The organism is Dysgonomonas sp. Shenzhen-Wh21 (genome assembly GCF_043392705.1).
GTDB lineage: Bacteria > Bacteroidota > Bacteroidia > Bacteroidales > Dysgonomonadaceae > Dysgonomonas.
In genome coordinates, this window is record NZ_JAIXHZ010000157.1 from 60,202 (window position 1) to 85,131 (window position 24,930).

A 24,930-nucleotide genomic window follows, 5' to 3' on the forward strand; every position below is an offset into this window, starting at 1 on the left:
ATTTTAATAGAAAAAACTAGTTATTAGTCAAGGATTTTGATTCTGATATTACGGAACCAAACATCATCACCATGATCTTGAAGACCAATATAACCTTCTCTGTTAGGTCCACCGCAGTTGTTTAGCAATTCGTAAGCCAAAGGCCATTTTTCTTCGCTAAATTTGCTTGCTTGAAGCATTTCTGTCCATTGTGGAGTCCATAGATGATACTCAACTACGTTTTCGCCATTTTGTCCATGAACTACAGTTCCTTTGTAAACCATAACTTTCGCTTTGTTCCATTCACCGAATGGTTTAGCGTTTTGTGGTTTAGCAGGAATCATATCATATAATGACATTGATTGACGGTTGTTGTCTTTACCCATTTTTGCATCAGGGTGATTGGCATTGTCTAACACTTGAGCTTCAGGAGCTGAAATATAGATAGGTTCCATTTTCATCTCTCCGGTTTTCGGATCTTTTGTCTGAACTTCTTGTGCCAGATAGAAAATACCGGAGTTACTTCCTTTAGCCACTTTCCATTCTAGTTCCAATTCGAAATTTTTGAACTTGTGAGCAAAGATAATGTCGCCACCGTCTTTTTCTTGAGCTTCTCCGCCGCCGCTACCATTAAATTTGATAGCTCCTTGGTCGATAACCCACTTTCCCGGAACAGCATCTTTTCCATAACCACGCCATCCGTCGAATGTTTTGCCATCGAAGATAACGATATAACCATCTTTATCTTTTTTGAATTTAGACAGGTCTACTTGAGGTTTGTCTAATACAGTATATTCAGGTTTCATTGCTTCAGTTGTTTTTGTTGAATCAGTATCAGTCCCTTTTTTCTCAGCATTCTTAGCCCCACCGCCACAAGCAATAAATGCTCCGGCAATCATGCAACAGCTTAATGAATAGATAATTTTTTTCATCTTTATTTTGATTTTTAAATTAAAACAATATTACTTAGTTATGGCATATCAGGTAATTTCCATCCCTGACGATATGTATGCTTGATCAGTTCATTTGCAAACTCCTGAGCATTGATAGGATCAGTCCAGATCTTATTGAATTTAGGGTCGCCGTCAACAATCTTGAAGTCATCCTTGATTAATATCTTAATCTGTTCGTTAGGGTCGATATTTGTGAACTTCATGTTATCTCCATCCCAATACAATTCCTTATTCAAGGTCTGCAAACGAATCGCCAATACTCCCATTACTACCATTTCGTTGAATGGACCTGCTTCGCTGAAATCGGATTTAGTCATTACACGACTAGAGGCATCTTCCTTACAAGCGCGTACCCAATCCATTTCGTGAGATGTTTCTACACGGCGTTGTGTTTTAGGTGCTTTCGGAACGCGACCAGACAACAACCAAGGGTTCACTCCATAGCATCCGCAAATCAGCGTATCTTTTGTTCCATGGAAGATAACCAATCCACCACCTTCGCCCATTAATTGTTTTCCTTGAGGGAAACCTTTCGGACGATCTGGCATCATACCGCCATCATACCAATGTACTTCAACTTCAGGCATACCCACTTTCGGCATATTATCGCGAGCAGGGAATGTTAATTTAACGTGTTGTGCTTGTGGTGCGCAATCCTGCAACAACAAGGTGGATGAACCTTGTACTTTAGTAGGGTAGCCCAAATTCAAGCCTTTGAATACCGGGTGCATGATGTGACAAGCCATGTCGCCTAATGCACCTGTACCATAATCCCACCAGCCACGCCAGTTCCAAGGAGTATATAATGCATTGTAAGGGCGTACCTTTGCAGGGCCTGAAAATAAGTCCCAATTTAGGGTGCTTGGTATTTTATCTACTTTTTCAGGAGCATTTAGTCCCTGTGGCCAAATAGGGCGGTCGGTAGCACATTCAACTTTTGTTACTTCACCTATCTCGCCATTGGCAATCCATTCGCAAACGAGGTTAACGCCTTCTCCCGATGAGCCTTGGTTACCCATTTGAGTAGCGACTTTATGTTTTTTAGCCAACTTAGTTAGCAAGCGTGATTCATAAACTGTATGAGTAAGCGGTTTTTGACAGTACACATGTTTGCCCATTGTCATTGCATCGGCAGAAACGATGGCATGTGTATGGTCTGCTGTTGCTACTATTACCGCATCAATGGATTTGCCCATTTCGTCGTACATCTTACGGAAGTCCCAATATTTTTTTGCATTTGGGAATCTTTCAAATACGCCTTTAGCATATTTCCAGTCTACGTCACATAGTCCGACTATGTTTTCTGTAGCTTCCACAGCTTTGATATTAGCATGTCCCATGCCGCCAATACCTACAGCTGCAATATTCAATTTGTCACTCGGAGCTATATGCCCAAAGTTTTTCCCCAATACAGAGCTTGGGATGATCGTCAGTCCAATAGCGGCTTTTGCTCCTGTTGAGAGGAACTTTCTTCTCGAAATGTCTGATGCCATAATTTTTTTTGTTTTTTGGTTAATATTGTTTTTAGATTTAATGGTATATTTTAGTTTTCACTTTTCACTGCTAAATTGTAAATATATTAATTTATTTCGCCTCTTACTATTTCCTCTTTGTCTTTATCCCAATACATTGTACGACCTTCCAGATATGCACGAGTTCCCATGTGTGCTGTAATGGCTTCGTCGAAAGCAGCATCGATACCACAAGAAGTTTTCTTACTGTTGTCGCGGATACACTCCAGCCATTCTCTGATATGAAGGAATGTTGTATCATACCGCTTTCCTCCCAGATACGAATATAGCAGACCACGTTGAGCAAAATACAGCTCGGTGGCAGAAGTTACTGCGTCTACATTGCTTTTACCCGGAACGTATGTATAGAAAGGTACATCGGGTTTGATGATTCCTTTCTCGATTTTCTCCTTGTATCTTGTCGATCCGCTATCTACTTTAACGGTTAGCGTATCTCCGACTTCCATCGATGCATCGTGCCCCATGATTACTTTTCCCCTATTGCGGTTGCTGGCTAATGTTGCACTATATAGCATTGTCATATTTTTATCAGGGAATTCGAATGTTGTTTGCAGCACATCCGGAACGGTTCTTCCATCCTTGAAGAAATAAACACCACCGGAAGAAGTTGCAGAATGAGGAATGCCGACGCCCATCAATTGGTTTACAGCATCGTACTCGTGTGTAAGCAAGTCTCCACTTAGTCCTGTACTGTAATCCCACCAGCAACGCCAACGGAAGAAACGTTCGAGGCTAAACTTGTCTCTAGCATCCGGACCTACATATTTGGCAAGATTATGCGCTGTCATATAGTCCATATATTCTTTCACTCTTTCAGGATCACCCTCAAATTGTTTCCAGTCCACTGTCTGTGGGTTCGCTGTAGGATGGATATCATAAACCCAAGCTCCGTTAGGATCATTACGGTTTGTACAAACTTCTATAAGCGTAACAGGGCCAAGTAATCCTTTGTCTAATATCTCTTTAGCTTTATGGTAGCTGTCTACCTGTCTGCCTTGATGTCCTAGCTGAAAAACTACGCCGGTCTGTTTAATAACCTCTCTTATCATGTACGTTTCGGGTACAGTCCACGAAAGCGGTTTTTCTACATACACATGTTTTCCTGCTTTTGCTGCATCCATAGCCATTGTGCTATGCCAGTGATCGGGTGTAGCAATGATAACGGCGTCGATGTCGTCAGCTGCAAGCATTTCCTGATAGTGACGATATCGTTTTGGAGCAGGTCCCAGTTTACCGCCTACACCTTCCCTGTTTATATTTGATCCGGCTGCAATACCTTCTTCGGCAAATGTATCGAATATGTCGCACACGCCTGTTAAGACGATATTGAGGTTTTCTTGTTCTCTAAATAGTTGATATCTACTATCTTTTTTGTCTTTTTTTGAAGAGTCAATCAGCTTTTGGAGAGATTCTGGGGTTGCAAATCCAGCAGCTCTTAACAATTGTTTTCCTCTGATGCCGCAACCAATAATCCCTAATCGAATCTGTTTTCCGTTTGGCTGTAGTTCGGGGATAGTTGCTGTTTCTTTACTTAATTTAAAGACGTCGCTCACATCGTGCATCGTCTTATCATATTTTTGCTTCTTATAAACACCATAGGCTAAAGCTCCCAATACAGGAACTGTAGCTAATGCCTTCAATGCTTCTCGTCTGCCTTGTGATTCGGGCAGTTGACTGTCGTTAGACTGAGCGTTGTTGTCTTTATTTGGCTCTGGAACTATCTTATCTTCGGATGTCATGTTTGTTAAGCTGTTTTGCGTTTTAATAATCTTGAAATGTATCGGTCAAATCCGATAATGTGCGAGGTAGGGAAATATATTAATACCATCAATGCTCCTATCTCTATCAGGTTCTTGTCTATCCATAGATAAGAGCCTTCGGTTGGCATCATAGAATTTGCGCCTATATAAGGTATGTGAGACAAATAGTATAGGCTAAGAAAAACGATACCTCCGATAGATGCATAACGCGAAAAGCAACCAAGTATAAGTCCGAGTCCGACAAGTGTTAATCCGTAGATATTAACATAATTCGAAAAGGCTAGAAATTCTGCGTTTTCGGCAATACTGTGGAAGAAGTCTGCCATAAATCCTCGTGAATCCATAAGGTAAGGATAAGCAGTCCAACTTGAACTAAAGAGTTTTACAAGACCTTCGTATAAAAAATGCCAGCCAATCAGTAATCTGAGTATTACCAGCCAGAGGGTCTGAGGGCGCGAATAAGATGTTAGTTTATTCATGGGTTAGTAAATAATAAGTTCTGTCTTTTTCAAGAAAGTTAAAATATAGATTGTTTAATTGTTCATATAATTTATAAAAAGCTGAGCATTTTTCTTGTTGTCTTGAGCCTATTTTGTCAATGACAAACAAGACGGCTTTAAGTTTTTGTTAATGAGTGCTATAATGTGCAATCACGGTAGCATTTATTCAATCCTAAAAAGTAAATGAAAATGCGGAATAAAGCTAGGAATATTTTAAATAAGTAAATCTCTCATTACTGTTAAAAAAAGTTGGTATTTATAATAAATTGTATAACAATAGTAAATCTCTTAGAGCAAAAATCTTTTTTTATTCAAAATAATGTAATAAAACAAACGCGTATTTGTGACAATTTAATATTATATGCTATCTGCAGGATAAATTATCCCCAATTGTTTCCTTATTTCATCAATAATTTCTATTGTAATTAATGAATTCTCAAGGCTATTAATTGTAGATTCTCTTCTATTTTTTTGAATTAGATCAATGAATTCTGCAACTTCAAAATAATACTCATGTGTAGGATTGGGAATACTTATTATAGTTTCCTCTCCTCCTCGTTTTTTTAGTGTTACTTTGTTTATGATATTTATCCGGTCGGCAGTTATTGTACCCTCTTCTCCCTGTATCTCTGTTGGTAGGCTCGAGTCTGCTATTTTGGAATACATGACTGTTGCATCCATGTCTTCATATTCAAAATTAACACTTCCTTGTCCATCGGCTCCTGTAAACAGTTTAAGGCCTGTAGCGCTAATTTTTTTAGGTCGCCCGAATAAGACCACCATCGGATATATGGTATATACGCCCAAATCCATTACTGCTCCGTTAGATAACGACGGGTCGAAAGCATTTAATATAACGCCTTCTTTTAGTTTGTCGTACCGAGAGGAGTATTGGCAATAACAAGAGAAATATTTACGTATTGTTCCTATTTCTTTTAGATTGTCTTTTATTGTAGAGAAGTTTGGGGTCATTGTCGGCTTCATTGCTTCCATTAGCCTTACATTATACTTCTCGGCTGCCGCTATCATGGCTTTTACTTCATTCGCATTCGATGCAAATGGTTTTTCACAAAATACGTGTTTGCCATGTTGCATACACAAAATGCTTTGTGAAGCATGTAGCGAATTCGGCGATGCAATATATACCGCATCTATCAAATTGCTCGAAACCATATCCTCAAGAGAAGTGAACGTATGGGGAACGTTGTGCTTCTTCGCAAATTCATCTGCACGTTCTTGTGTACGGGAATAGATTGCTGCAAGTTCGAAACGATGGTCAAGTCTCGCCGCTTCCAGAACTTTGTCTACTATAAAATTTGTGCCTATAACTCCGAAGCGGACTTTAAATGAGCCATTTTCCAACGATTCCATATATAATGTATTTATAGAAAGACAAAGGTAAATATTTATTATTTAAGGAACTAGATAAAAATATTTCATTTGTTCTTAAACTGTTGCTTAATTAAAGATTTTTAGAGACTTTGAGGGCATTTAGTTGTCATTTTATCGATTAAAATCTCTGTAGTGCAAACAGAGAGGAATGCACTACAGAGATTTTTAATTTTTAATATCCGGGATTTTGCTTCAATAAATTGTTTGCTCCTATCAGACTATAGTGAATAGGGAATCTATTCAGGTCTGTATTGTTAGTTGCTTTATGATCCCACCAATTTTCTGTTACATAGGCATCCCAACGTACTAAATCGGTGCGTCTTCTGCCTTCTGCCAAAAATTCTAATTGCCATTCATCCAGCATGCGATATTTATCCAGCTTAGAGCCCGTTACAGGATCAGGGTCGTTGCCATTTGCAAAATAGCGTTTACGTACAGTATTGATCAATTCGGCTGCGCCATCTTTGTCTCCAGCCCGCATTTTGCATTCTGCCAATGTATAATAAATTTCTGCAAGACGAATAACAGGAACGTCCGGATCGAATTTGCGGTTTTTCTCACTCTGATTAGGACGTGGGCTACGTTTAGTAACACGCACACAAGAAGCTTCTTCTGCTGTGGCAATTGTAGATGGAAGTGACTCCAATGTCGGATATTCCGCCGATCCAACTTTTGCAAAATAAGCAACCTGATCTCTTACTACAAGTGTTTTTCCGCTGTATTCGCGGCTCCCTGTACATGTCCAGCTTGGATTTGTAGGATTTACAAGTTCTCCTACAATAAACATTCCACGATACTTGCCGGCTCCTTCGTATACATATAGTTGTTTGCGAATGTCGTTATCGTTGAACTTGGCATAAGCACCACCCAATTTGTGAGAATATTTTTTACCTGTCGGATCGAGGCTTGGTATTAGTCCAATACCGTTATTAGAACCTGAGCCTTCTAGTCCTCCCAAATAATTCTTGTAGTTGTAAGGTACCATATAGCTCCAGTACATACCGTCAGTTTCGAGCTTGGCATTCTCGCTTGGTACAGACCAAATAATTTCGGGACTAGTTTCGTTATCGAATCCGAATATATTTGTCCAGTCTGTATCCAATTTGTATTTGCCGTATTTTCCGTCAATGATATCCTGGCAGATTGTTGCTGCTTCTGAATACTTTTCTTCGCCGATATATGATTTGGCGTTAAAATAAAGGCGAGCCAGTAAAGCCGCTCCGGCAGCCCGATTGATACTTCCGTTTTCCAATCCGCCAAGCTCTTCTTTTACAGGAAGATTAGGAATAGCTTCTTTGAGTAATTTCTCTATAAAATCGAAAGTCTCTTTATCTGTAGAACGTCCTTTTACTTCACTCTGTGTAGTAGTATATAGAGGTACTCCTCCAAAGAAATCCAGACCATCCAGATAGAAAGAGGCTACAAGTGCTTTTTGCTGATTTAGCATCGATTCTCGTGTACCTTCAGCAAATCCCAAAGCATCGAAGTTTACTTTTTCTAAATCTTCGAGAGCATCCCATGCAAGAGCCACTCCCATAGCAAAGTTAGTCCATCCTGTTTCTATAAAAGCCATGTCCTCAGTGTATTCATGGTGATGGAATTTTTGATACAAGGCTCCATTATACCAGTCGCTACCACGTGTAGGCAAGCAAAATTCATCGGTACCCAATTCTTGCAACATCCAGCGAGGTTCGTTATTGGCAATATACCAGCGCCAATGTGTAAACGGACGGTTGAAACGTTCCCAAACAGCTTCCTGAGAGGTGTAGAATGTCTCAGGAACTACCTGTGAATAAAATGTAGGTTCTACGCTACACGAAGTAATTGCGAATAGACAAATCGTAATTCCGATTAAGACGGAATTATATATTTTAAACTTTTTCATCTTTTGTGTATGTTTAGAAATTTAACTGAAGACCTAATGTATAAGTGCGGGTTGTAGGATAAAAATCATCTCTTGACCAGAATTTTTCCGTACCACCTTCCCATCCTGTGATATTCACTTGGGGGTTCATGCCGCTATAGCCGGTAATGGTGCATACATTACCTACGGTTCCGTATATGCGTAGGCGGTCTATCAGTTTCGTATATTTCTTCATAGAAAGGGTGTACCCGAGTGTGATCGCATCTATCTTTAAGAATGTACCGTCTTCGAGATAATAATCACAGATTTGTTTTTCCCCTTTAATATGGTTGAATTCGCCATATGCTGATTTTAATACATTCGTATTTCCCTGCCCCTGAATTCCGAAGTACATGTTTAGGGCATTGTATACATCAAAGTCGATCCAGCTTCGCAAACTGATTCCCATATCGAGATTTTTATACTGCAAGGTATGTCTCCATCCGAGGATGAGCTTAGGTGTATAATTTCCGATGTATTGTTTATCGTTTTCGGTTTTTTCCGATGCCGGTATTATTTTTCCTTCTTTGTTGTAGAGTAAGAATTTTCCATCATCGTCGAATCCCGCAAACTTCCAAAGATAGAATGCGCCTATTGTAGAACCTTCTTCTATGCGTGCTGCATCTCCCGGGCTACCCGGGGCAGGAAACCCATTTCCGTTGTAATATGTATTATTCCCCCAAAGAGTAAGAATCTTACCCGAGTTGTGACCTAGGTTGAGGTTACTGTTCCATGTGAAATCTTTAGTACGGATGATGTCTCCGCCAATTTCAAACTCCCATCCTTTACTCTCCATACTACCTATGTTTTGGTACTGAGAACCTTGTGTGAATGGTGGTTGAGGAACTTTAACACTGTAGATAAGGTTGTCGATCTTACGTCTGTAATAATCGAATTTACCATATAGGCGACCATCGAAAAGCGAATAATCCAAACCGAAGTTCCATTCTTTCTTTTCTTCCCATCCTAGGTTTGGATTTATATTTTGAGTTTTACCAAATGAGTATGCCCATGTTCCGTCAGGAAGCATCCAGTACGCATCGGAGCCCAGCATATCCGCCATATAAGAGGAGCTAAAGTCGTTATTACCTGTTACTCCATAGCCAACCCTAACTTTGAGGTCATCTATCCAGCTTATATTCTTCATAAACTTTTCACCAGAGATGCGCCATCCACCCGACAAAGACCAGAAATCGGCCCAGCGGTTGTCTGCTGCAAACTTCGATGAACCTTCGTGTCTGAGTGAAGCCTGTAATAGATACTTGTTTTGATACGAGTAGTTGGCACGTGCAAATACAGAAAATAAGCGTTCTGTAATACTTTTGCCTGAACTCATTCCGGCTTTACCATCACTCAGGTAGGATCCGGCACCGATGTTCCAAAATTTTATTCCATCTACATCGAAATCGTAATTGGAAACACTAAATCCTTCACCGTTTTTCTCAAAATAAGAATACCCTGCTACAGCATTTAGTACATGTCCGCCATCAAATTCTTTGATGTAAGTTGCGAAACCTTCGGAAGTAAGATTTTCTGTTTTGTCGAAAGTGAGGGTTGCGGCTCCTCTTCGTCTGTCTTCTATCTCTTCTCGGTGATAGCGCGATTTGTAGAAATGATATTCCCACTGGCGGTTTTCATATCCTATTACTTGCTGAAATGACAGGCCGGGTATAGGTTTTATATTCAATTTGAAAGTAGCTTCAGGCTTGAACCATTTGTCCAGTCCTTCGTAAGTACTCAGGTTGGCATCAGCTAAAACGTTATAGTCCAGTGTTTCGTTGGTCCATACATTGTAGCCTGTTTCGCTATCAGGGTCGTAAGGAGATCTGGTTGGGTTGTTGCGCATCGCCTGCTGGAAGTTTGGATAGTTGTTATTGCGCATCGCCTGACGATAATCTACGCTCGGTCTGATTTCGAGCCATCCATCAAGAACTTTAAAGTTGGCGTTAAATCTTCCTCCATAATCCTGACGCTCATCTTTGATTGAAATTCCCTGATTTTTTTCATAAAAAAAGGAAGAATATATTTGGGCATTCTCTGTTCCGGCTTCGAGAGAAAGATGGTGTTTTTGTGAAAAGTTATCATCGTTGATAAGCTCTTTCCACCAATTTGTATCTGTACCATAATCTGTACCGATCTTATGCTCTGCATATTCTCTTCCTGTTAGCATCTCTGGAGCTCCGTAATTTTGTTTCTTTGTCATTTCGGTCGAGTAGGTCATTTTCACCTTACCGCTTGTATTCGATCCGCTTTTGGTGGTAATGAGTATTACACCCGATGCAGCACGTGTTCCATAGATAGCTCCGGCAGAGGCATCTTTAAGGACGTCGATAGTCAAGATATCGTCTTGCGAGAGTGAGCGTATGTCCCCTCCCGGAAACCCATCAATAACGATAAGAGGCGACTTCCCTGAGTTTATAGAAGTCATCCCTCGCAGCTGGAATGTAGTTCCTGCATTTGCACTACCGATATTGTTCATAATAAGTCCGCTAACTCTACCTTGCAAAGCGGAGGATACGTCCGATCCGCCTACTCCTGTCATCAGGTCTTTTGCTGATATGGATGTTACAGAACTGGTCACTTGCTTCTTCTCTAATGTACCATATCCAATTACGACTACCTCATCCAGTGTTTTGGTGTCTTCTTGTAGCTGTACGTTAAAAGATGTTTGTCCGGCTACGGATATTTCTTTCGATATATATCCTACAAATGAAATAAGCAAGGTAGCATTTTCGGGCACGTTGTCCAATCTAGCTATTCCATCGATATCTGTGATATTTCCATTTGTAGTTCCTTTTACCGCTACATTGGCGCCAACTACAGGGCCAACATTGTCGCTTACTGTTACTGTTACTGTTTTACCTTTTTGCAAAGGTGTTGTTTCATGCACTATGGCTTTATTCGTATCGTTTCGGTCGGAGGCCTGAAGGTTGTATGGGCATAATGTGATTCCTGCTATTGTAAAAGTTAATAAGGAAAACATTTTGAATGATCTGATAGGCCGGGTATTAAATTTTTGTTGTGTCTTCATCAATTTTAAGTAAAATTGTTAATAATCGACTTTAAATTTTGGGATTTTGATTAAGGTGTGGTGTGATTTTAGTTTTAGGCTTTTGAATACTATGTTTTCATGGCGGGCATCTCCTTAAAAATGTTTAATATTTGGGCTTACTCTGTTAAATAGGATTTTCAACATACTCCTTTTAACAAAACAATCATTAAAGATTGTTGAAATGCAAATCTAAACAATTTTCTTTAACAACAATCATTAATGATAGTTTAAATATGGATAAGGAGATCCTCAAAAGGAAAATTGGTTTGAAAATCAGGAATATAAGGGAGGGTAAAAACTTATCCATAATGGATTTGGCAGATATGCTGGATATAGAATATAATAATCTGATACGAATAGAAAAAGGGCGTACAAATCCAACAATAATAACATTGTATAAGATAGGTCAGGCATTAAATGTTAAATTGCCTGAAATAGTAGATGTAGATTAAGCAGACAAACTAAAATCTCTGGGCGATTTTATATTGTTGCTCGTTAGTGTTTTATGAAAATGTCGATTTTTTCATACGGATGGCCATTTTATCAAACTCATAAAAAGCATACCATGTTTGAGGTATAAATATACCACATCAAGGGGATTTCATACCTAATTTGCTCATTATACTTTTGTGATAGATATTATCTGTTTTTAACAAATAAATATCTAATATATCTATAAAGATTGTTTGAGTTAAATTATAAAAAGGTTATGCTAAATTTTAGAAAATTAAAGTTACTGTTATTATTTACTGTTCTTACTTTATTTGTTTCCGCACAAACAGGCGACATATACACTATAAAAGGACATGTAACAGATGCTGGAGGTACAGACCTGCCCGGGGTGACAATACAAGTGAAGGGTAATGCTCAGTCGGGAACCCTGACGGATATAGATGGTCATTACTCCATATCAGTGAAAAAAAACGAAATTCTGATATTCTCATATTTAGGATTTGAAACACATCAGGTTGAAGTATTATCGAACAAACCGATAGATGTGGTTTTGAAAGAAAATAGTACCGAATTGGATGAAGTTGTAGTGACTTCATTAAATATCCCTCGCGAAAAAAAGGCTTTGGGTTATGCCGTACAAGCCGTATCCGGGAAAGCTCTCGAGACAAGACCAACCAATGTGTTGAGTGCTCTTTCTGGAAAAATATCAGGCTTGCAAGTTATATCTAGTGGAGGAAATATGGGAGGATCTTCTCGTGTAACGCTGCGTGGTATAAATTCGATTACAGGAAATAATCAGCCATTGTATATTATCGACGGAGTACCTCTCGATAATACCGACATGAATACCTCTTCTACAATTAATGGTAGTGCAGGAAAAGATGTTGGAAGTACAATACAGGATATAAATCCGGACGACATAGCAGATATAAATGTTTTGAAAGGCCCTTCGGCTGCAGCTCTTTATGGAACACGTGCAGCAAATGGTGTGATACTCATCACAACAAAGAAAGGCAGTAGTAATACTGATCGTTTAGATATTCAGGTAAATACGGGTATCGAGCTTGAAAATGTAGTAAGGCTGCCCAAACGTCAGAAATTATATGGTGGTGGATATAGTACTTCGTTCCAAAAGGTAACCATAGACGGAAAAGAATACAATGTGGTAGATTACGCGGCTGATGAGAGCTGGGGTCCAAAGCTCGACGGGACACCTGTATTACACTGGTATAATCTCGATCCTGAGTATGCCAATGATTATTTGAATCCTGAGCCTTGGGTTTATCCAAAGAATGATATTAACGATTTTTTTCGTACAGGAGTATCCAATACAAATAATATAGCGTTCTCAAAGAATTCATCAAGTAGTGCATTTCGTGTATCATTTACCAATAAGAATGTAAAAGGTACAGTACCCAATTCTTCCTTGAGCAGAAATGCAGTGAATATATCGGGTAGTACAAAAGGAGATCTGGTTTCATTTTTCGGAAATGTAAACTATATAAATAATAAATCTACAGGTCGTCCGTGGACAGGAGCTTCGAACCGTAATATTATCCTCGAAGCATATCAATGGGGACAAGTACAGGTAGATTATAAAAGATTAAGTGAATATAAACGTGCCGATGGTACACCTCGTGCATGGAATCGTACAAGCTGGGAAAATACAACAGCTGCCGAGAAAACAAAATATATAGATAATCCTTATTGGTCAGCCTACGAAAGTTATCTGAAAGAGAACAGAGACAGGTTGTATGGTAATATAGGTTTAGTGATTACCCCGACTAAATGGTTGAGTCTGACAGGACGTATAAATGGTGATGTGTATCAATACAATTCGCAAGATCGTATTGCATATTACTCTCGTTCGCAGTCGATGTATCAGGAATATTCCCAAAAGTTTGATGAGTTTAATTATGAATTCTTGGCAACATCAAATAACCGTTGGGGTGATCACTCTTTAATCGCTAACCTTGGGGCCAATTATATGAGACGTAACAGACGTGTAAGCGATATACAAACATCCGGCGGACTTATGATTCCGGCATATTATAGCTTGAATAATGCTTCCTCTGTCATTATAAACCCGTCTACAGGTCTTTATAAGAAAGCAATATCATCAGTATACGGAAGTGTTTCGTATGGCTGGAAAAGTATTTTGTACCTAGATGGAACTATCCGTAACGACTGGTCATCGACCTTACCTACAGATAATAATTCGTTCTTGTACCCATCCCTTACATCATCTTTTGTATTCACAGAGCTTCCGGCATTTAAAGATCAGAACTGGCTGTCATTCGGTAAAGTCCGCTTAGGCTGGGCAGAAGTTGGTAACGATACTGATCCTTATCAGTTGTATAAAACTTATGAGGCTTTGAATGCATTTGACGGAAATATATCTTATACTTTATCAGATAAATTAAATAATCCTAATCTAAAGCCTGAGATTACATCATCTTGGGAGGCAGGATTGCAATTGCAATTATTTAATAATCTGATCGGATTGGATGTTACTTATTACAATAATAATAGCCGTAATCAGATCATACAATTACCTACATCAGATGCTTTCGGATATAGTTATAAATTGATCAATGCAGGGAAGATAAACAACAAGGGTATTGAGGCTACGTTGACCGTGAATCCGATCCGTCAAAAAGATTGGGACTGGACAGCAATTGCAAACTTCTCAAAAAACAGTAATAAAATTATCAAATTGTCTGATGCAGTCAATACATTACAATTGAGTAATACTTTGGTTTCGCTTGTCGCACAAGAAGGCGAGAGTTACGGACAGATAAAAGGCTATGATTTTGTATATGCGCCTGATGGAAAGAAAGTAGTAAACAGTGATGGCGTATATATGCGTACCGATCAGTTTGCTTCGCTTGGGAGCGTATTGCCTGATTTCTTGTGGAGTTTCCAGAACCAGCTGAGATACAAAGATTTTACATTCGGATTCCTGATTGATTCGAGGGTTGGAGGTAAATTCTTCTCTCAGACTTACAAAGTGGGTATGTACTCAGGTATCTTAGAATCTACAGCAGCAAATAATATTCGTGAAGATGGTATTGTACTTGATGGCGTTACCGGTAATGTTGTATTTAATGCCGACGGAACATATACTGTTTCTAATACGGCTACAAACGACAAGCGTGTAACTGCTCAGGCATGGGCACAGAATCAGTATAACGGACCAACAGCATATACCGTTTTTGATGCTACATTTATTAAACTTCGTGAGTTAACTCTTGGATATACATTCAATCTTCCAAAATGGAAAGTTAAGACTATAAACGTAACGGCTTATGCCCGCAACTTATGGAATATTTATACCAAGAGCAAGGATATCGATCCCGAACTGACCAATAGTAGTGGTAATGTACAAGGTATAGAAGGCGGTAACCTACCTACTCCTGTGACCTACGGTATAAATCTTGGTTTCAAATTTTAAAATAAACTATCTGTATGAAAATTAATAAACTATATATATTAGGCTTATTCGCTTCAATTTTATTGTCCTCTTGTGTTGATGATATAAATGAAGATCCCAACCGCCCAACATCAGTGCCAACCACCTCTTTAATCACTTCTGCGGAGAAATTGCTGGTTGATAATCTCCGTAGCGAACAGGCATCGTTGAGAGGTTCTATGTTGTTTGTTCAGTATTTTTCTCAGAATACATATACTACCCAATCGCGATATGATATTCCTTTCAGTTATTCTGATGATTACTGGAAAGGGTTATATAAAACATTAAATAATCTGGAAGAGGTAGTAAAGTTGAATACTGATCCTTTAACAAAAGATGTGGCAACCGCTAATGGTGCAGGACGCAATGCTACTCAGATAGCGATAAGCCGTGTATTGAAATCGTACGCATTCTATGCTCTTACCGATGTGTTTGGGAATATCCCTTATCAATCTTACGGTAATAAAGATGAAGATTTTCAGGCACTACAACAAAATCCTGAGAATATAACCCCTAAGTATGCATCGCAGGAGAAAATCTATGCGGACATATTGAGCGAGTTGAAAGCAGCCGGAGATACATTGATCAAATATCAATCGGAAACAACTTTTGGCAAGGCCGATATTATTTATGCAGGTAGCAATCAGAAGTGGGCAAAGTTTGCAAACTCGCTGCGCCTACGCTTTTCTACACGTATAAAAGATAAGAATCAGGCTTTGTATCAAGAGCACTTTCAGGATGCATTGAGTAAAGGTGTGTTTACAAGTAATGCTGATAATGCAGCATTCAAGTATTCTACTACTTCTCCTAACGAAGCTCCTTTATATAGAGCTACGGTTACAGCCAACCGGAAAGACTTTGCGATATCTAATATCTTTGTGGATCTGCTTCAAGGGAAGAATGCAATTTTGCCCGTTTCAGATCCTCGTTTACCGATATATGCCTTACCGGCAACAGCTACTAATACTTATGTAGGACTTCCTTATGGCTTAGCAAACGATCAGGCGGGTAAATTCGCAGCAACAGGAGTGAGTTTGCCGGGAGCGGTTATCAATGCGGCAAACTATGCTGAGGTATTGATGGAATATGCCGAAGTAAAGTTCCTAGTCTCAGAATATAATTCTTGGTCTCAGGCTGATTATTCATCAGGTGTTCGGGCTTCTCTCGAAAAGTGGGGAGTCTCAGCCGACAATGTGAATACTTATTTGGAGTCTCTTCCTGCTGCTAGTAAAGAGAATGTTTTGACACAAAAGTATATCGCTCTTTATATGCAAGGTCTTGAGTCATGGAGTGAATATCGCCGTACAGGCTATCCTTCATTCTTGGTAAAAGAAGGAGATGTTGTATTTCAAGGGACGATAGATGGCGCAGGAGTAACATATCGTTTCGATCCGTTGTTTGGAGATGGGGGTGTTCCGGGACGTTTATACTATCCTACTAAGGAACAGAATGTGAATAAAGCCAACTATCAAGAAGCTCTCTCTGCACAGGGTAATGATAAAATAGAAACAAAATTGTGGGTGTTTAAAAAGTAGTTTGTAGCTTTACATCAAACAAAAGCATAATAAAGATATGAAGAAATATTTAATAATGATGGCTGCTGCATTTGTACTAATGTCTTGTAATAAGGCGTCGGAACATAAGCTGACAGATGGAAAATGGAGAGGTGAATTCTCTATTTCAGATCAGAAATTTCCATTCTTGTTTGACGTCGAAGGTTCTGCAACAGACTCAACAACCGTGTATCTGATAAACGGGGCAGAGCGTGTTCCACTCAAAGGTGTGGTTTACTCAAACGATACCGTAACTATTCCGATATTGGCTTATGATGCTGTATTAACAGGTAAAATAGCCAATGGTAAATTTGAAGGGAAATTCAAAAAGCTATTTATAGATAACGATGAGGGTGTATCTTTCTCGGCAGAAAAAAGTGATGCTCCGCGCTTTGAAGCTGCGGACAAAGCTACAGAGATTTCCCTTGCCGGTAAATGGGATATCCAGTTTATAGGACAAAAAGGAGATACTGCTCACAATGTAGGAATTTTCAGTCAGGATAAAAATATTCTTACCGGCTCTATTCTGACCAATGCAGGAGACCTTCGTTATCTCGAAGGAGCTTTGACAAACGATGGCTTTCAGTTTTCTGCATTTGCGGGTCTTAGCCCATATCTGATAAAAGGAAAGTTTGAAGGAAATGATAGTTTCACAGGAGAATTCTATACCACACGAGGTGTAACAAAACTTGTTGGTAAACGCAATGCCGAAGCTGCTCTTGCGGATCCATATAGTTTGGCTTATATGAAGAAAGGAGAGGATCGCCTCAATTTTACATTCCCTAATGTAGAAGGACAGAAAGTCTCTTTATCCGATCCTCGTTACAAAGACAAGGTGGTAATTGTATCTATCCTTGGTAGTTGGTGTCCGAACTGCTTGGACGAAATGGAATATCTATCTCCATGGTATAAAGAAAACAGTAAGAGAGGCGTTGAAATCATCGGGTTGGCATTTGAACGTAAAGATGATCCGGAATATGTAAAGACTGTGCTCTCGCGCTTGGTGAAACGATATAATGTAGATTATGAAATCCTGTTTGCAGGCAAGCTGGGTGATGATGCTACCGCTAAGGCTCTTCCACAGGTGAGTAAAATAATGGGTTATCCTACTACTATCTTTATCGATAAGAAAGGTATTGTAAGAAAGATACACACCGGATTTAATGGTCCTGCTACCGGACTGTTTTATGAGGAGTTTAAACAAGACTTCAATAAAGTAGTAGACGATTTGCTGGCAGAGAAATAAAAAAACTATAAAAGATCGGCTAAAGGAAGATAATCTGAACTCCTTTAGCCGTTTTTTTATATATCAGCCTTATTCTTATTTTTAGGCTTCATCCCAAACAAAGGCCTTATGATAGAATAGCGTCTTATCCCAAATTCGTATATCACCCATGTGATAGTAAATGTACCTATCACCATAATCGAGAATTTAGGAAAGAAACCTATATCGACATACTTCAGATAATATCCCAGAGCAATAATAATTGTTTGATGCAGGATATAAAATGGATATACAGCTTCGTTTCCGTATGTCACTATTTTACTTGGTTTGTTGAGGTATACAGCAGCATAACCAATCAACGTTAAAATCCACGACCAGGCATTAAAAACCTTGACCAAAGCTTGCACCTCACCCTTGAGGGGAAAATCACCGATCACATACCAAAGACACATCAGCAGAGGAAACCCAATAACACCACTGATCAGAAATTTCAGCCTGTTTTTAGTTACTGCATCCCAAAAGGAATCCTTCAATGAAATCAACAGATAACCAAAGAAGAAGAATGTGCAATAATTAACAAGATTGTACCAGTCATTTATTAGCCCATTTGTCTGCGGAAAGTAAGGAGCTAAAAATAACTGCCATAAGAAGAGCGGTATGATGAATATATAGAGTCCAAAAGTTTTTGATACGACGGTTTTTAGTTTTCTTATCAGCCATGCTTCGGGATGCTTACGCAGATAAAGAAAAGCCGGAAGCATTACCATAGAGAATATCAGTAGGTAAAGTATAAACCATAGGTGGTGCCACGATATATTTCCTTCGGGATATGATCCGATGAAGGCTTCCTTAGGCCAAAAATCGAAGTAGCTGCCGCTAAACTGCTCTTTGTCTAATCGCTCGAAATAAACTTGCGGTGGAACGACAAAGATCATACCTACGATAAGTGGAATTAGGAGTCTTTTGTGACGCTCTATCGCAAACTGGATAGCACTTCGTTTTGTCAGAGCATAGTAGGTTCCCATTCCTGATATTACAAAGAGTAAAGCCAACCGCCATTGGTTGAGAAAAAGCATCGGGAAAACAGTTCCTTCATATATCACCGAGTTTTTTATGTGAAAACTCCACGGAACGAAAAACATTCCCACATGATAGAAAATCAATAGAGCAAAGGCAATTACACGTAAACTGTCAATGTCATATCTGCGCATAGTATGAGAAGATTAAGTATCAAATATTAGATTGTAATATGTTATATTTAATAAGACAATCTTTCCGATTAAAAATCACATACTAAAGAGATTTTAATGAAGTTATTTTAACTTATTGATCTTGACAGTACTGTAATGCAAATATTTACTTTACTATATTTTTTATCGGTTTTATATTAAACGACAAATTCTCAGTCCATAAACTCAAATGATATCCTATTCAGAAAAGCTACAGTCTTGTGTATTTCCTTATACATAACGATATCGTCGTTTACGAAGGCTACTTCTTTGCGATACTCTTTGAGGAAGTTTTCGAGTATAGGTGATGTTTTTGCGGGACGGCGAAAATCTATTCCCTGAGCCGCATTCATCAATTCGATGGCGAGTATATGATTTAAGTTATCCATTACTTTGAATATCTTAATCGCAGCATTGGCACCCATACTCACGTGGTCTTCTTGCCCATTGGATGAAACAATAGAGTCGCTCGATGCAGCATAACAATACATCTTATTCTGGCTAACCATCGAAGCCGAAGCATACTGAGGTATCATAAACCCTGAATTTACACCCGGATTAGCCACGAGAAATTCAGGCAGTCCGCGCAATCCCATAATCAGCTGAGCCACACGTCTCTCCGAAATGTTTCCTAATTCCGCTAAGGCAATTGCCAAAAAATCGTACGAAATAGCGAGGGGTTGTCCGTGGAAGTTTCCTCCCGATATAATTTTATCCTCATCGGGGAAGATGGTCGGGTTATCCGTTACTGAGTTTATCTCTGTCAACAACACCGAGGCTACATATCTTATAGCGTCTTTTGTTGCTCCATGTACCTGAGGGATACATCTGAAAGAGTAAGGGTCTTGTACATGATCTTTTTCCCTGGCGACAAGCTCACTTCCCTCAAGTAGTTTTCTGAAATTATCGGCGGTTTCTATTTGTCCTTTATGCGGACGCATCTGGTGGAGACAATCCAAAAACGGATCGATGCAGCCATCAAAAGCTTCGAGTGAAAGGGCAGCTATTAAGTCCGCTTTTTTAGATAGTTTGAATGCTCTCAACATGGCGAAGACACCATTGGCACTCATAAACTGCGTTCCATTTAGTAGAGCCAGCCCTTCTTTGCTCATCAGGCGGATTGGTTTCCAGCCAAACTCATCGAGAACGCTCATTGCTTCACGTTTCCGTCCCTGATAATAAACATCACCGACACCAATAAGGGGTAAGAATAGATTTGCCAGTGGAGCTAAATCGCCTGATGCTCCCAACGAACCACGATCGCAAACGATCGGGATAATATCGTTGTTGAAAAAGTCGATTATTCGCTGAACGGTAATAACCTGTACTCCGCTATACCCCAATGATAAGGCGTGAGCTTTGAGAAGCATCATCAGCTTGACAATAACAGGAGATATTTCTTCACCTACGCTGCAAGCATGCGATTTAACAAGGTTCTCCTGCAAACGTGTAAGCTCATCCGGAGATATGTTCTTGTTGCAGAGCGAACCGAAACCTGTGGTAATGCCATACATCGGTGTTTTTTGCGACTTTATTTTTTGATCCAGATAATCCCTGCACTTTTGTATACGATCTTTAGCCTCAGCGGCTAATTCTAGTTTAAGGTTCTTGTTGATTATTTGTTCAATGATCTCGAAGTCCAATTCTCCGGAACCGATATAATAGACATTCTTCATAAACTTATAGTATTTTGCTTACTCTACTCAATAACTCCTGTTCTTTCATGATGGCTTCGCTCTCCAGGTAGTTTGCCTCCTGTGTCATTAGCGCTACATATTCTATGTCTTTGATCGAGGAAAGATTTATTTTTACATTCAGTATAGCACTTATCGCAGCAGTGCGGGCTGTCATTATAGCTACACAGGCATCCGTTATAGCATTCTGATTACCTTGATCAGCTACCTGAGCTATAACATCCATTATGTCCACGGCTTTGCGGGCTACTTCCATTGGTATTTCTGCTGCAATTTTGGTTGCTTCCTGTATCTGGTTGTTGCGTTCTGTTTTTTCTTCGTCTGTTTCTTTGGGGAGTTTGAATGCGGCGAAAACATTATTATATGCTTCCGAATCGGCATCTATATCTTTCATAAAGCTTGCCCTATAGTTTTCTGTTATAGCGACAATTTTTTTCATCAATCCTTCTTTGTCTTCATACTTTTTTTTACCAATGGTAAGATTGGCTACCATTTCTGTCAATGCTGATGCTATTGCTGCATTTAATGCTGCAATGCTACCTCCTCCGGGTACAGGGTCATTTCCTGCTGTCTTTGCTAAAAAATCTTTAACTGATAGGTTTACTAGCATGGTACTACAATTTAAAAGGTTAAGAATTATGTAATTTCTTAAGAATATTATTTATGTCTGCTCGCACTCTATTCGGATAGCGTTTTTTATTATAAATGAATGGATTTTTCATTATTAATATGAGTTCTGTAAACTCTGAATCACTCAAGAAATAAATTTGTTTATGAAAATATTGTACAGCAGCATTCCGCACTCCTATTATTTTATTAGGGAATACAAATTTTGAGGCATAGTATCTCAAGCACTCTTTTTGTGATGCGTAATCTTCTGTCAAAGATGTGAGTAATATTATTTCAGATGTCTTTGTGTGTAGGGGATACCAGCTTATGGAGATCACTTTCTCACATGCACACGGGGAATCATTTTTCTCTAACGTTTTATTTAAGAGATGTTCCCAAGCGTTATTATCCAAAGCATCCGGATAGATTATATTGTATATCTCATAGAATCTATTTGGCAGCTCGGGACTATTCTTAATATCATTTATATATACACCTGTCTCCGCTTTATTTAGAATAAAGTATCCACCCAGTTTGACAAAATATAACATACCAATAATGATAGTTATCGGAAAGATAAAAATTATTAGCAATATGTTTTTCTTTCTTTTTGTCATTTCCTTTTCCATTAGTATATGGAATGTCTCTTACCGGCAGCATGATAAAATATATTAAAACAACAACCAAGATAGTTTTATAATAGATTTTATTGTTTCTGCATAGTAAAACGCTTAATTGTTAAAAAGTAACAAAAGTAACAGTTTCTTGATGTTTTAGGTTGTTACTTTTTTATCCCTCTAACTTAATATAAAATACTCTATAATAGATAAATTTAAACCTGAAAATTAATTTTTAATTGAAAATAACTCCATTTTTAATTGTTTTTTCTACAATATTCATTCCTATATGGTAAGGTAGAAACTTGTAAGAAGGATATTCTAATATCACTAAATCGCCCTGCTTGCCCACATCAATACTACCAATCTTGTCCGCTATTCCCAAAGCTGCCGCCCCGTTTATAGTGAGTGCAGTAACAGCCTCTTCGGGCGAAAGCTGCATATAAATGCATGCCAAAGCAAATAACAGAGGTATGGAATTCGTAAAACTGCTTCCCGGATTGAGGTCTGTGGCTAAAGCGACAGCACAGCCCGAGTCTATCATATATCGGCCTCGTGCATAATCTTCTTTCAGAGAAAATGCGGTGCATGGCAATAAGGTCGCAACAGTATTGCTATTTGCTAAATCTGCAATTCCTTTGTCTGATGCCTGTAGCAGATGGTCTGCCGATAATGCACCTAATTCTACAGCCAGTTCAGCCCCACCGAGTGTCACGATCTCATCTGCATGTATTTTTAGTTTAAAGCCGAGATTCTTAGCTGCTGTTAAGTATCTTCGTGATTGTTGTATGTCAAATACATTCTTTTCGCAAAATATGTCGCAGCACTCCGCCAGATTTTTGTCCTTTACTAAAGGTATCACTTCCTTTATCAGGTAGTCTAAGAAGGCATCTTCTTTGCCTTTATATTCCTGTGGTGTGGCGTGTGCTCCCATAAAAGTGCTTAAGATATCTACGGGATGTTCTTCGTCCAGAGCTTTCATCACTTCCAGTTGTTTAAGCTCTGTCTCCTTATCCATTCCATAACCGCTCTTACCTTCTACAGTGGTTACACCCATAGCGAACATTTTGTCGAGCCTTTTGCGTCCGGCCTCTTTCAGTTCTTCAAAAGAAGCATTGCGGGTTGCTGTCATTGTATTGTGTATTCCCCCGCCCCGCTCCATGATAGACATATAGCTGTCGCCACGCATACGCCATGAGAATTCTTCTTCACGATAGCCTCCGAAAACAAAATGTGTATGAGAGTCCACAAATCCGGGGAGTACAGCTTTATCTGTAGCGTCAATGACTGTATGTTCGGGAAAATCTGACAGCGGAGGGCAATTTGCACTTTTGCCAACAAATGTAATTATACCCCCTGTGACAATGACCGATCCGTTTTCGATGATCGACAGGTTAGACATTTCTCTCCCCTTCTTTGCCGAAAAGCCGGAACAAGTAACTAATTGTGCTGCGTTTTTTATAATGATGTTTCCTTTTTTCATGTGTTATCCATTATTGTCATATTGAGTGTAACGAAACATCTCGACTCTATTGAGACAAAAGATTCTTCCCTTTGGTCAGAATGACAAGGAAAGTCTACTCCATCAAATGTGTTTCCAGTACCTGCTTTGTCGAAAAATCTTCAAGCCCCAGATAGTAAGCCGCTGTATCTATCAGCGCATCCATCGGAACGAGACCGATGATTTCCGCTCCTACTACAGATACTCCGTAACGATTTGCTTCTATTCTTACTAATTCGTGAGCACGGTATATCGCTGTTTTCGTAAAATCTGTCAGGTTCATCGATACTTGTACGATTCCTCTTTCTGTCAGTTCCACGCCCATAGCCTTACAGAAGCGTAAGCCACCTCCTAAGAATCGTACTTTCTTTGCTATTGCGTCTGCTATCTCGAGCTTGTTGGTACTCAGGTTTACATTGTATGCTACCAACGGCATGCGTGCCCCTATAACAACACCTCCGGCTGTTGGGTGTGGCTGACCGGGACCAAAATCGGGTTTCCATTCGGGTAGAGTCATCTTTTCTTTCAGTCCTTCAAACTCTCCTTTTCGGATTGTAGCCAGATTTTCGCGATGAGGAGCAGATGCTGCTTTTTCGTAAAGGAATACCGGCAATCCATAGCGTTCGGCGACTTCCTGTCCTACTTCTTTCGAGAGGTTGACGGCTTCTTCCATGCTTACATTGCGGATAGGGATGAAAGGAACTACGTCGACAGCTCCCATACGGGGATGTTGTCCTTTGTGGTGGTTAAGGTCTATTACTTGTACTGCTATGCCTATAGCTTCTATCACTGCTTTTTTTAGAGCATTGGGTTCGCCTACTACAGTAACTACCATGCGGTTGTGGTCTTTGTCGGTGCTATAGTCTAACAGCTTAACTCCTTCCTTGGCACGGAAAGCATTTACGATCTTTTCTACTTTCTCAAGATCGCGTCCTTCGCTAAAATTTGGTACGCATTCAACGATTTTGTTTGAACTCATGATATTCGATTTATTAAAACAATGTTTTAAAGCAAAGACTTTCTATCTGTTTATTACTAACTATAATGCGGGTAACAATTGTGTTGACATCTCCACCTAACGGATTCTCGTATATTGCTCTTTTTTTTATTTGTATCGTATCCCAATTGTTTACTAAATGATATAGAATATCATTTTCTTCAGGTTTTTCTATAGACATTTTTATCTTCTTATCTTTTTTATGATAGGAATATATCATTTTAGCTTCTCTTTTATTCCAAAACATAGCATGATACATGTGTTGTATTGGAATAATTTCATCACTATAGTAATGCTCTTCTATTAAATATACAGTATCGTTATACATTCTTTCAATCTTCTGTATCCATAAGACTTCATTTCTATTTTTTTCAAATACTTTTAAATACTCTTTATCTCCACAAATTTCTTTTTGGACTTCATAAATTCTTTTTGATAAGCCTATCTTTTGAGATTTACACCCAATAGAAATGAAAAGCAAGCAAAGTAAAATGGTTTTCATGTATATC

At 39.1% G+C, this 24,930-nt stretch carries 18 protein-coding genes; 4 read left to right on the forward strand and 14 right to left on the reverse strand.

The window, feature by feature from the left end:
* Window positions 1-23: 23 nt before the first annotated feature.
* The 7 genes from LDB17_RS10980 to LDB17_RS11010 form a co-directional block, all read right to left on the reverse strand.
* Window positions 24-911: a DUF1080 domain-containing protein gene (locus tag LDB17_RS10980; protein ID WP_006841530.1), complete on the reverse strand. Its 888-nt coding sequence runs from the start codon at window positions 909-911 to the stop codon at window positions 24-26.
* Between the two features lie 38 nt (window positions 912-949).
* Complete coding sequence (locus LDB17_RS10985) at window positions 950-2,425, reverse strand: Gfo/Idh/MocA family protein (protein WP_252637076.1); 1,476 nt, start codon at window positions 2,423-2,425, stop codon at window positions 950-952.
* Between the two features lie 86 nt (window positions 2,426-2,511).
* The gene (locus tag LDB17_RS10990) at window positions 2,512-4,203 is read right to left on the reverse strand and encodes a Gfo/Idh/MocA family protein (RefSeq protein WP_252637078.1); all 1,692 of its coding nucleotides are present in this window, start codon (window positions 4,201-4,203) and stop codon (window positions 2,512-2,514) included.
* 5 nt (window positions 4,204-4,208) lie between these two features.
* Window positions 4,209-4,703: a DoxX family protein gene (locus tag LDB17_RS10995; protein WP_135106623.1), complete on the reverse strand. Its 495-nt coding sequence runs from the start codon at window positions 4,701-4,703 to the stop codon at window positions 4,209-4,211.
* A 378-nt stretch (window positions 4,704-5,081) separates the two neighbouring features.
* Window positions 5,082-6,095 carry a Gfo/Idh/MocA family protein gene (locus LDB17_RS11000; RefSeq protein ID WP_252637080.1) on the reverse strand — a complete coding sequence of 338 codons (1,014 nt, stop codon included), beginning with the start codon at window positions 6,093-6,095 and terminating at the stop codon, window positions 5,082-5,084.
* 193 nt (window positions 6,096-6,288) lie between these two features.
* Window positions 6,289-8,001: a RagB/SusD family nutrient uptake outer membrane protein gene (locus LDB17_RS11005; protein WP_252637081.1), complete on the reverse strand. Its 1,713-nt coding sequence runs from the start codon at window positions 7,999-8,001 to the stop codon at window positions 6,289-6,291.
* Between the two features lie 13 nt (window positions 8,002-8,014).
* Window positions 8,015-11,050, reverse strand: coding sequence for a SusC/RagA family TonB-linked outer membrane protein (locus LDB17_RS11010; protein WP_252637082.1), 3,036 nt, complete (start codon window positions 11,048-11,050; stop codon window positions 8,015-8,017).
* A 254-nt stretch (window positions 11,051-11,304) separates the two neighbouring features.
* Between LDB17_RS11010 and LDB17_RS11015 the strand changes: the two genes are divergently transcribed.
* The 4 genes from LDB17_RS11015 to LDB17_RS11030 all read left to right on the forward strand — a co-directional run bounded on the left by LDB17_RS11015 (window position 11,305) and on the right by LDB17_RS11030 (window position 17,795).
* Window positions 11,305-11,523 (forward strand): helix-turn-helix domain-containing protein, encoded by a 219-nt coding sequence (locus LDB17_RS11015; RefSeq protein ID WP_006841523.1) that lies wholly within the window; start codon window positions 11,305-11,307, stop codon window positions 11,521-11,523.
* Window positions 11,524-11,780: 257 nt separating this feature from the next.
* Window positions 11,781-14,978, forward strand: coding sequence for a SusC/RagA family TonB-linked outer membrane protein (locus LDB17_RS11020; RefSeq protein WP_252637084.1), 3,198 nt, complete (start codon window positions 11,781-11,783; stop codon window positions 14,976-14,978).
* 14 nt (window positions 14,979-14,992) lie between these two features.
* Window positions 14,993-16,531: a SusD/RagB family nutrient-binding outer membrane lipoprotein gene (locus tag LDB17_RS11025; protein ID WP_252637086.1), complete on the forward strand. Its 1,539-nt coding sequence runs from the start codon at window positions 14,993-14,995 to the stop codon at window positions 16,529-16,531.
* A gap of 37 nt (window positions 16,532-16,568) precedes the next feature.
* On the forward strand, window positions 16,569-17,795 hold the full coding sequence (locus LDB17_RS11030) for a TlpA disulfide reductase family protein (protein WP_252637088.1): 1,227 nt from the start codon (window positions 16,569-16,571) through the stop codon (window positions 17,793-17,795).
* Between the two features lie 56 nt (window positions 17,796-17,851).
* On the opposite strand, the gene LDB17_RS11035 is transcribed toward LDB17_RS11030, so the two are convergent.
* The 7 genes from LDB17_RS11035 to LDB17_RS11065 all read right to left on the reverse strand — a co-directional run bounded on the left by LDB17_RS11035 (window position 17,852) and on the right by LDB17_RS11065 (window position 24,923).
* Window positions 17,852-18,985, reverse strand: coding sequence for an acyltransferase family protein (locus LDB17_RS11035; RefSeq protein ID WP_252637090.1), 1,134 nt, complete (start codon window positions 18,983-18,985; stop codon window positions 17,852-17,854).
* Window positions 18,986-19,176: 191 nt separating this feature from the next.
* Window positions 19,177-20,679, reverse strand: a complete 1,503-nt coding sequence (hutH, locus tag LDB17_RS11040) for a histidine ammonia-lyase (RefSeq protein ID WP_252637092.1) — start codon at window positions 20,677-20,679, stop codon at window positions 19,177-19,179.
* Between the two features lie 4 nt (window positions 20,680-20,683).
* Window positions 20,684-21,307 carry a cyclodeaminase/cyclohydrolase family protein gene (locus LDB17_RS11045; protein ID WP_252637094.1) on the reverse strand — a complete coding sequence of 208 codons (624 nt, stop codon included), beginning with the start codon at window positions 21,305-21,307 and terminating at the stop codon, window positions 20,684-20,686.
* A gap of 19 nt (window positions 21,308-21,326) precedes the next feature.
* Complete coding sequence (locus tag LDB17_RS11050; RefSeq protein WP_252637096.1) at window positions 21,327-21,857, reverse strand: transglycosylase domain-containing protein; 531 nt, start codon at window positions 21,855-21,857, stop codon at window positions 21,327-21,329.
* A 301-nt stretch (window positions 21,858-22,158) separates the two neighbouring features.
* On the reverse strand, window positions 22,159-23,406 hold the full coding sequence (hutI, locus tag LDB17_RS11055) for an imidazolonepropionase (protein ID WP_252637098.1): 1,248 nt from the start codon (window positions 23,404-23,406) through the stop codon (window positions 22,159-22,161).
* A 94-nt stretch (window positions 23,407-23,500) separates the two neighbouring features.
* Window positions 23,501-24,403: a glutamate formimidoyltransferase gene (gene ftcD, locus LDB17_RS11060; protein ID WP_252637100.1), complete on the reverse strand. Its 903-nt coding sequence runs from the start codon at window positions 24,401-24,403 to the stop codon at window positions 23,501-23,503.
* A 13-nt stretch (window positions 24,404-24,416) separates the two neighbouring features.
* Entirely contained in the window at window positions 24,417-24,923 is a 507-nt protein-coding gene (locus tag LDB17_RS11065; RefSeq protein ID WP_135106648.1) for a hypothetical protein, read from the reverse strand.
* Between the last annotated feature and the right edge of the window lie 7 nt (window positions 24,924-24,930).

Excerpts from the sequence above, each read along its gene's own strand:
- LDB17_RS11015 (WP_006841523.1), top strand. The coding sequence starts at position 11,305 with ATGGATAAGGAGATCCTCAAAAGGAAAATTGGTTTGAAAATCAGGAAT.
- LDB17_RS11010 (WP_252637082.1), bottom strand. The coding sequence starts at position 11,050 with ATGAAGACACAACAAAAATTTAATACCCGGCCTATCAGATCATTCAAA.
- LDB17_RS11035 (WP_252637090.1), bottom strand. The coding sequence starts at position 18,985 with ATGCGCAGATATGACATTGACAGTTTACGTGTAATTGCCTTTGCTCTA.
- LDB17_RS11005 (WP_252637081.1), bottom strand. The coding sequence starts at position 8,001 with ATGAAAAAGTTTAAAATATATAATTCCGTCTTAATCGGAATTACGATT.
- LDB17_RS10995 (WP_135106623.1), bottom strand. The coding sequence starts at position 4,703 with ATGAATAAACTAACATCTTATTCGCGCCCTCAGACCCTCTGGCTGGTA.
- LDB17_RS11000 (WP_252637080.1), bottom strand. The coding sequence starts at position 6,095 with ATGGAATCGTTGGAAAATGGCTCATTTAAAGTCCGCTTCGGAGTTATA.
- ftcD (WP_252637100.1), bottom strand. The coding sequence starts at position 24,403 with ATGAGTTCAAACAAAATCGTTGAATGCGTACCAAATTTTAGCGAAGGA.
- LDB17_RS11050 (WP_252637096.1), bottom strand. The coding sequence starts at position 21,857 with ATGTTATATTTTGTCAAACTGGGTGGATACTTTATTCTAAATAAAGCG.
- hutI (WP_252637098.1), bottom strand. The coding sequence starts at position 23,406 with ATGAAAAAAGGAAACATCATTATAAAAAACGCAGCACAATTAGTTACT.
- LDB17_RS11020 (WP_252637084.1), top strand. The coding sequence starts at position 11,781 with ATGCTAAATTTTAGAAAATTAAAGTTACTGTTATTATTTACTGTTCTT.
- LDB17_RS10985 (WP_252637076.1), bottom strand. The coding sequence starts at position 2,425 with ATGGCATCAGACATTTCGAGAAGAAAGTTCCTCTCAACAGGAGCAAAA.
- LDB17_RS10990 (WP_252637078.1), bottom strand. The coding sequence starts at position 4,203 with ATGACATCCGAAGATAAGATAGTTCCAGAGCCAAATAAAGACAACAAC.
- LDB17_RS11065 (WP_135106648.1), bottom strand. The coding sequence starts at position 24,923 with ATGAAAACCATTTTACTTTGCTTGCTTTTCATTTCTATTGGGTGTAAA.
- LDB17_RS11030 (WP_252637088.1), top strand. The coding sequence starts at position 16,569 with ATGAAGAAATATTTAATAATGATGGCTGCTGCATTTGTACTAATGTCT.
- hutH (WP_252637092.1), bottom strand. The coding sequence starts at position 20,679 with ATGAAGAATGTCTATTATATCGGTTCCGGAGAATTGGACTTCGAGATC.
- LDB17_RS11045 (WP_252637094.1), bottom strand. The coding sequence starts at position 21,307 with ATGCTAGTAAACCTATCAGTTAAAGATTTTTTAGCAAAGACAGCAGGA.
- LDB17_RS10980 (WP_006841530.1), bottom strand. The coding sequence starts at position 911 with ATGAAAAAAATTATCTATTCATTAAGCTGTTGCATGATTGCCGGAGCA.
- LDB17_RS11025 (WP_252637086.1), top strand. The coding sequence starts at position 14,993 with ATGAAAATTAATAAACTATATATATTAGGCTTATTCGCTTCAATTTTA.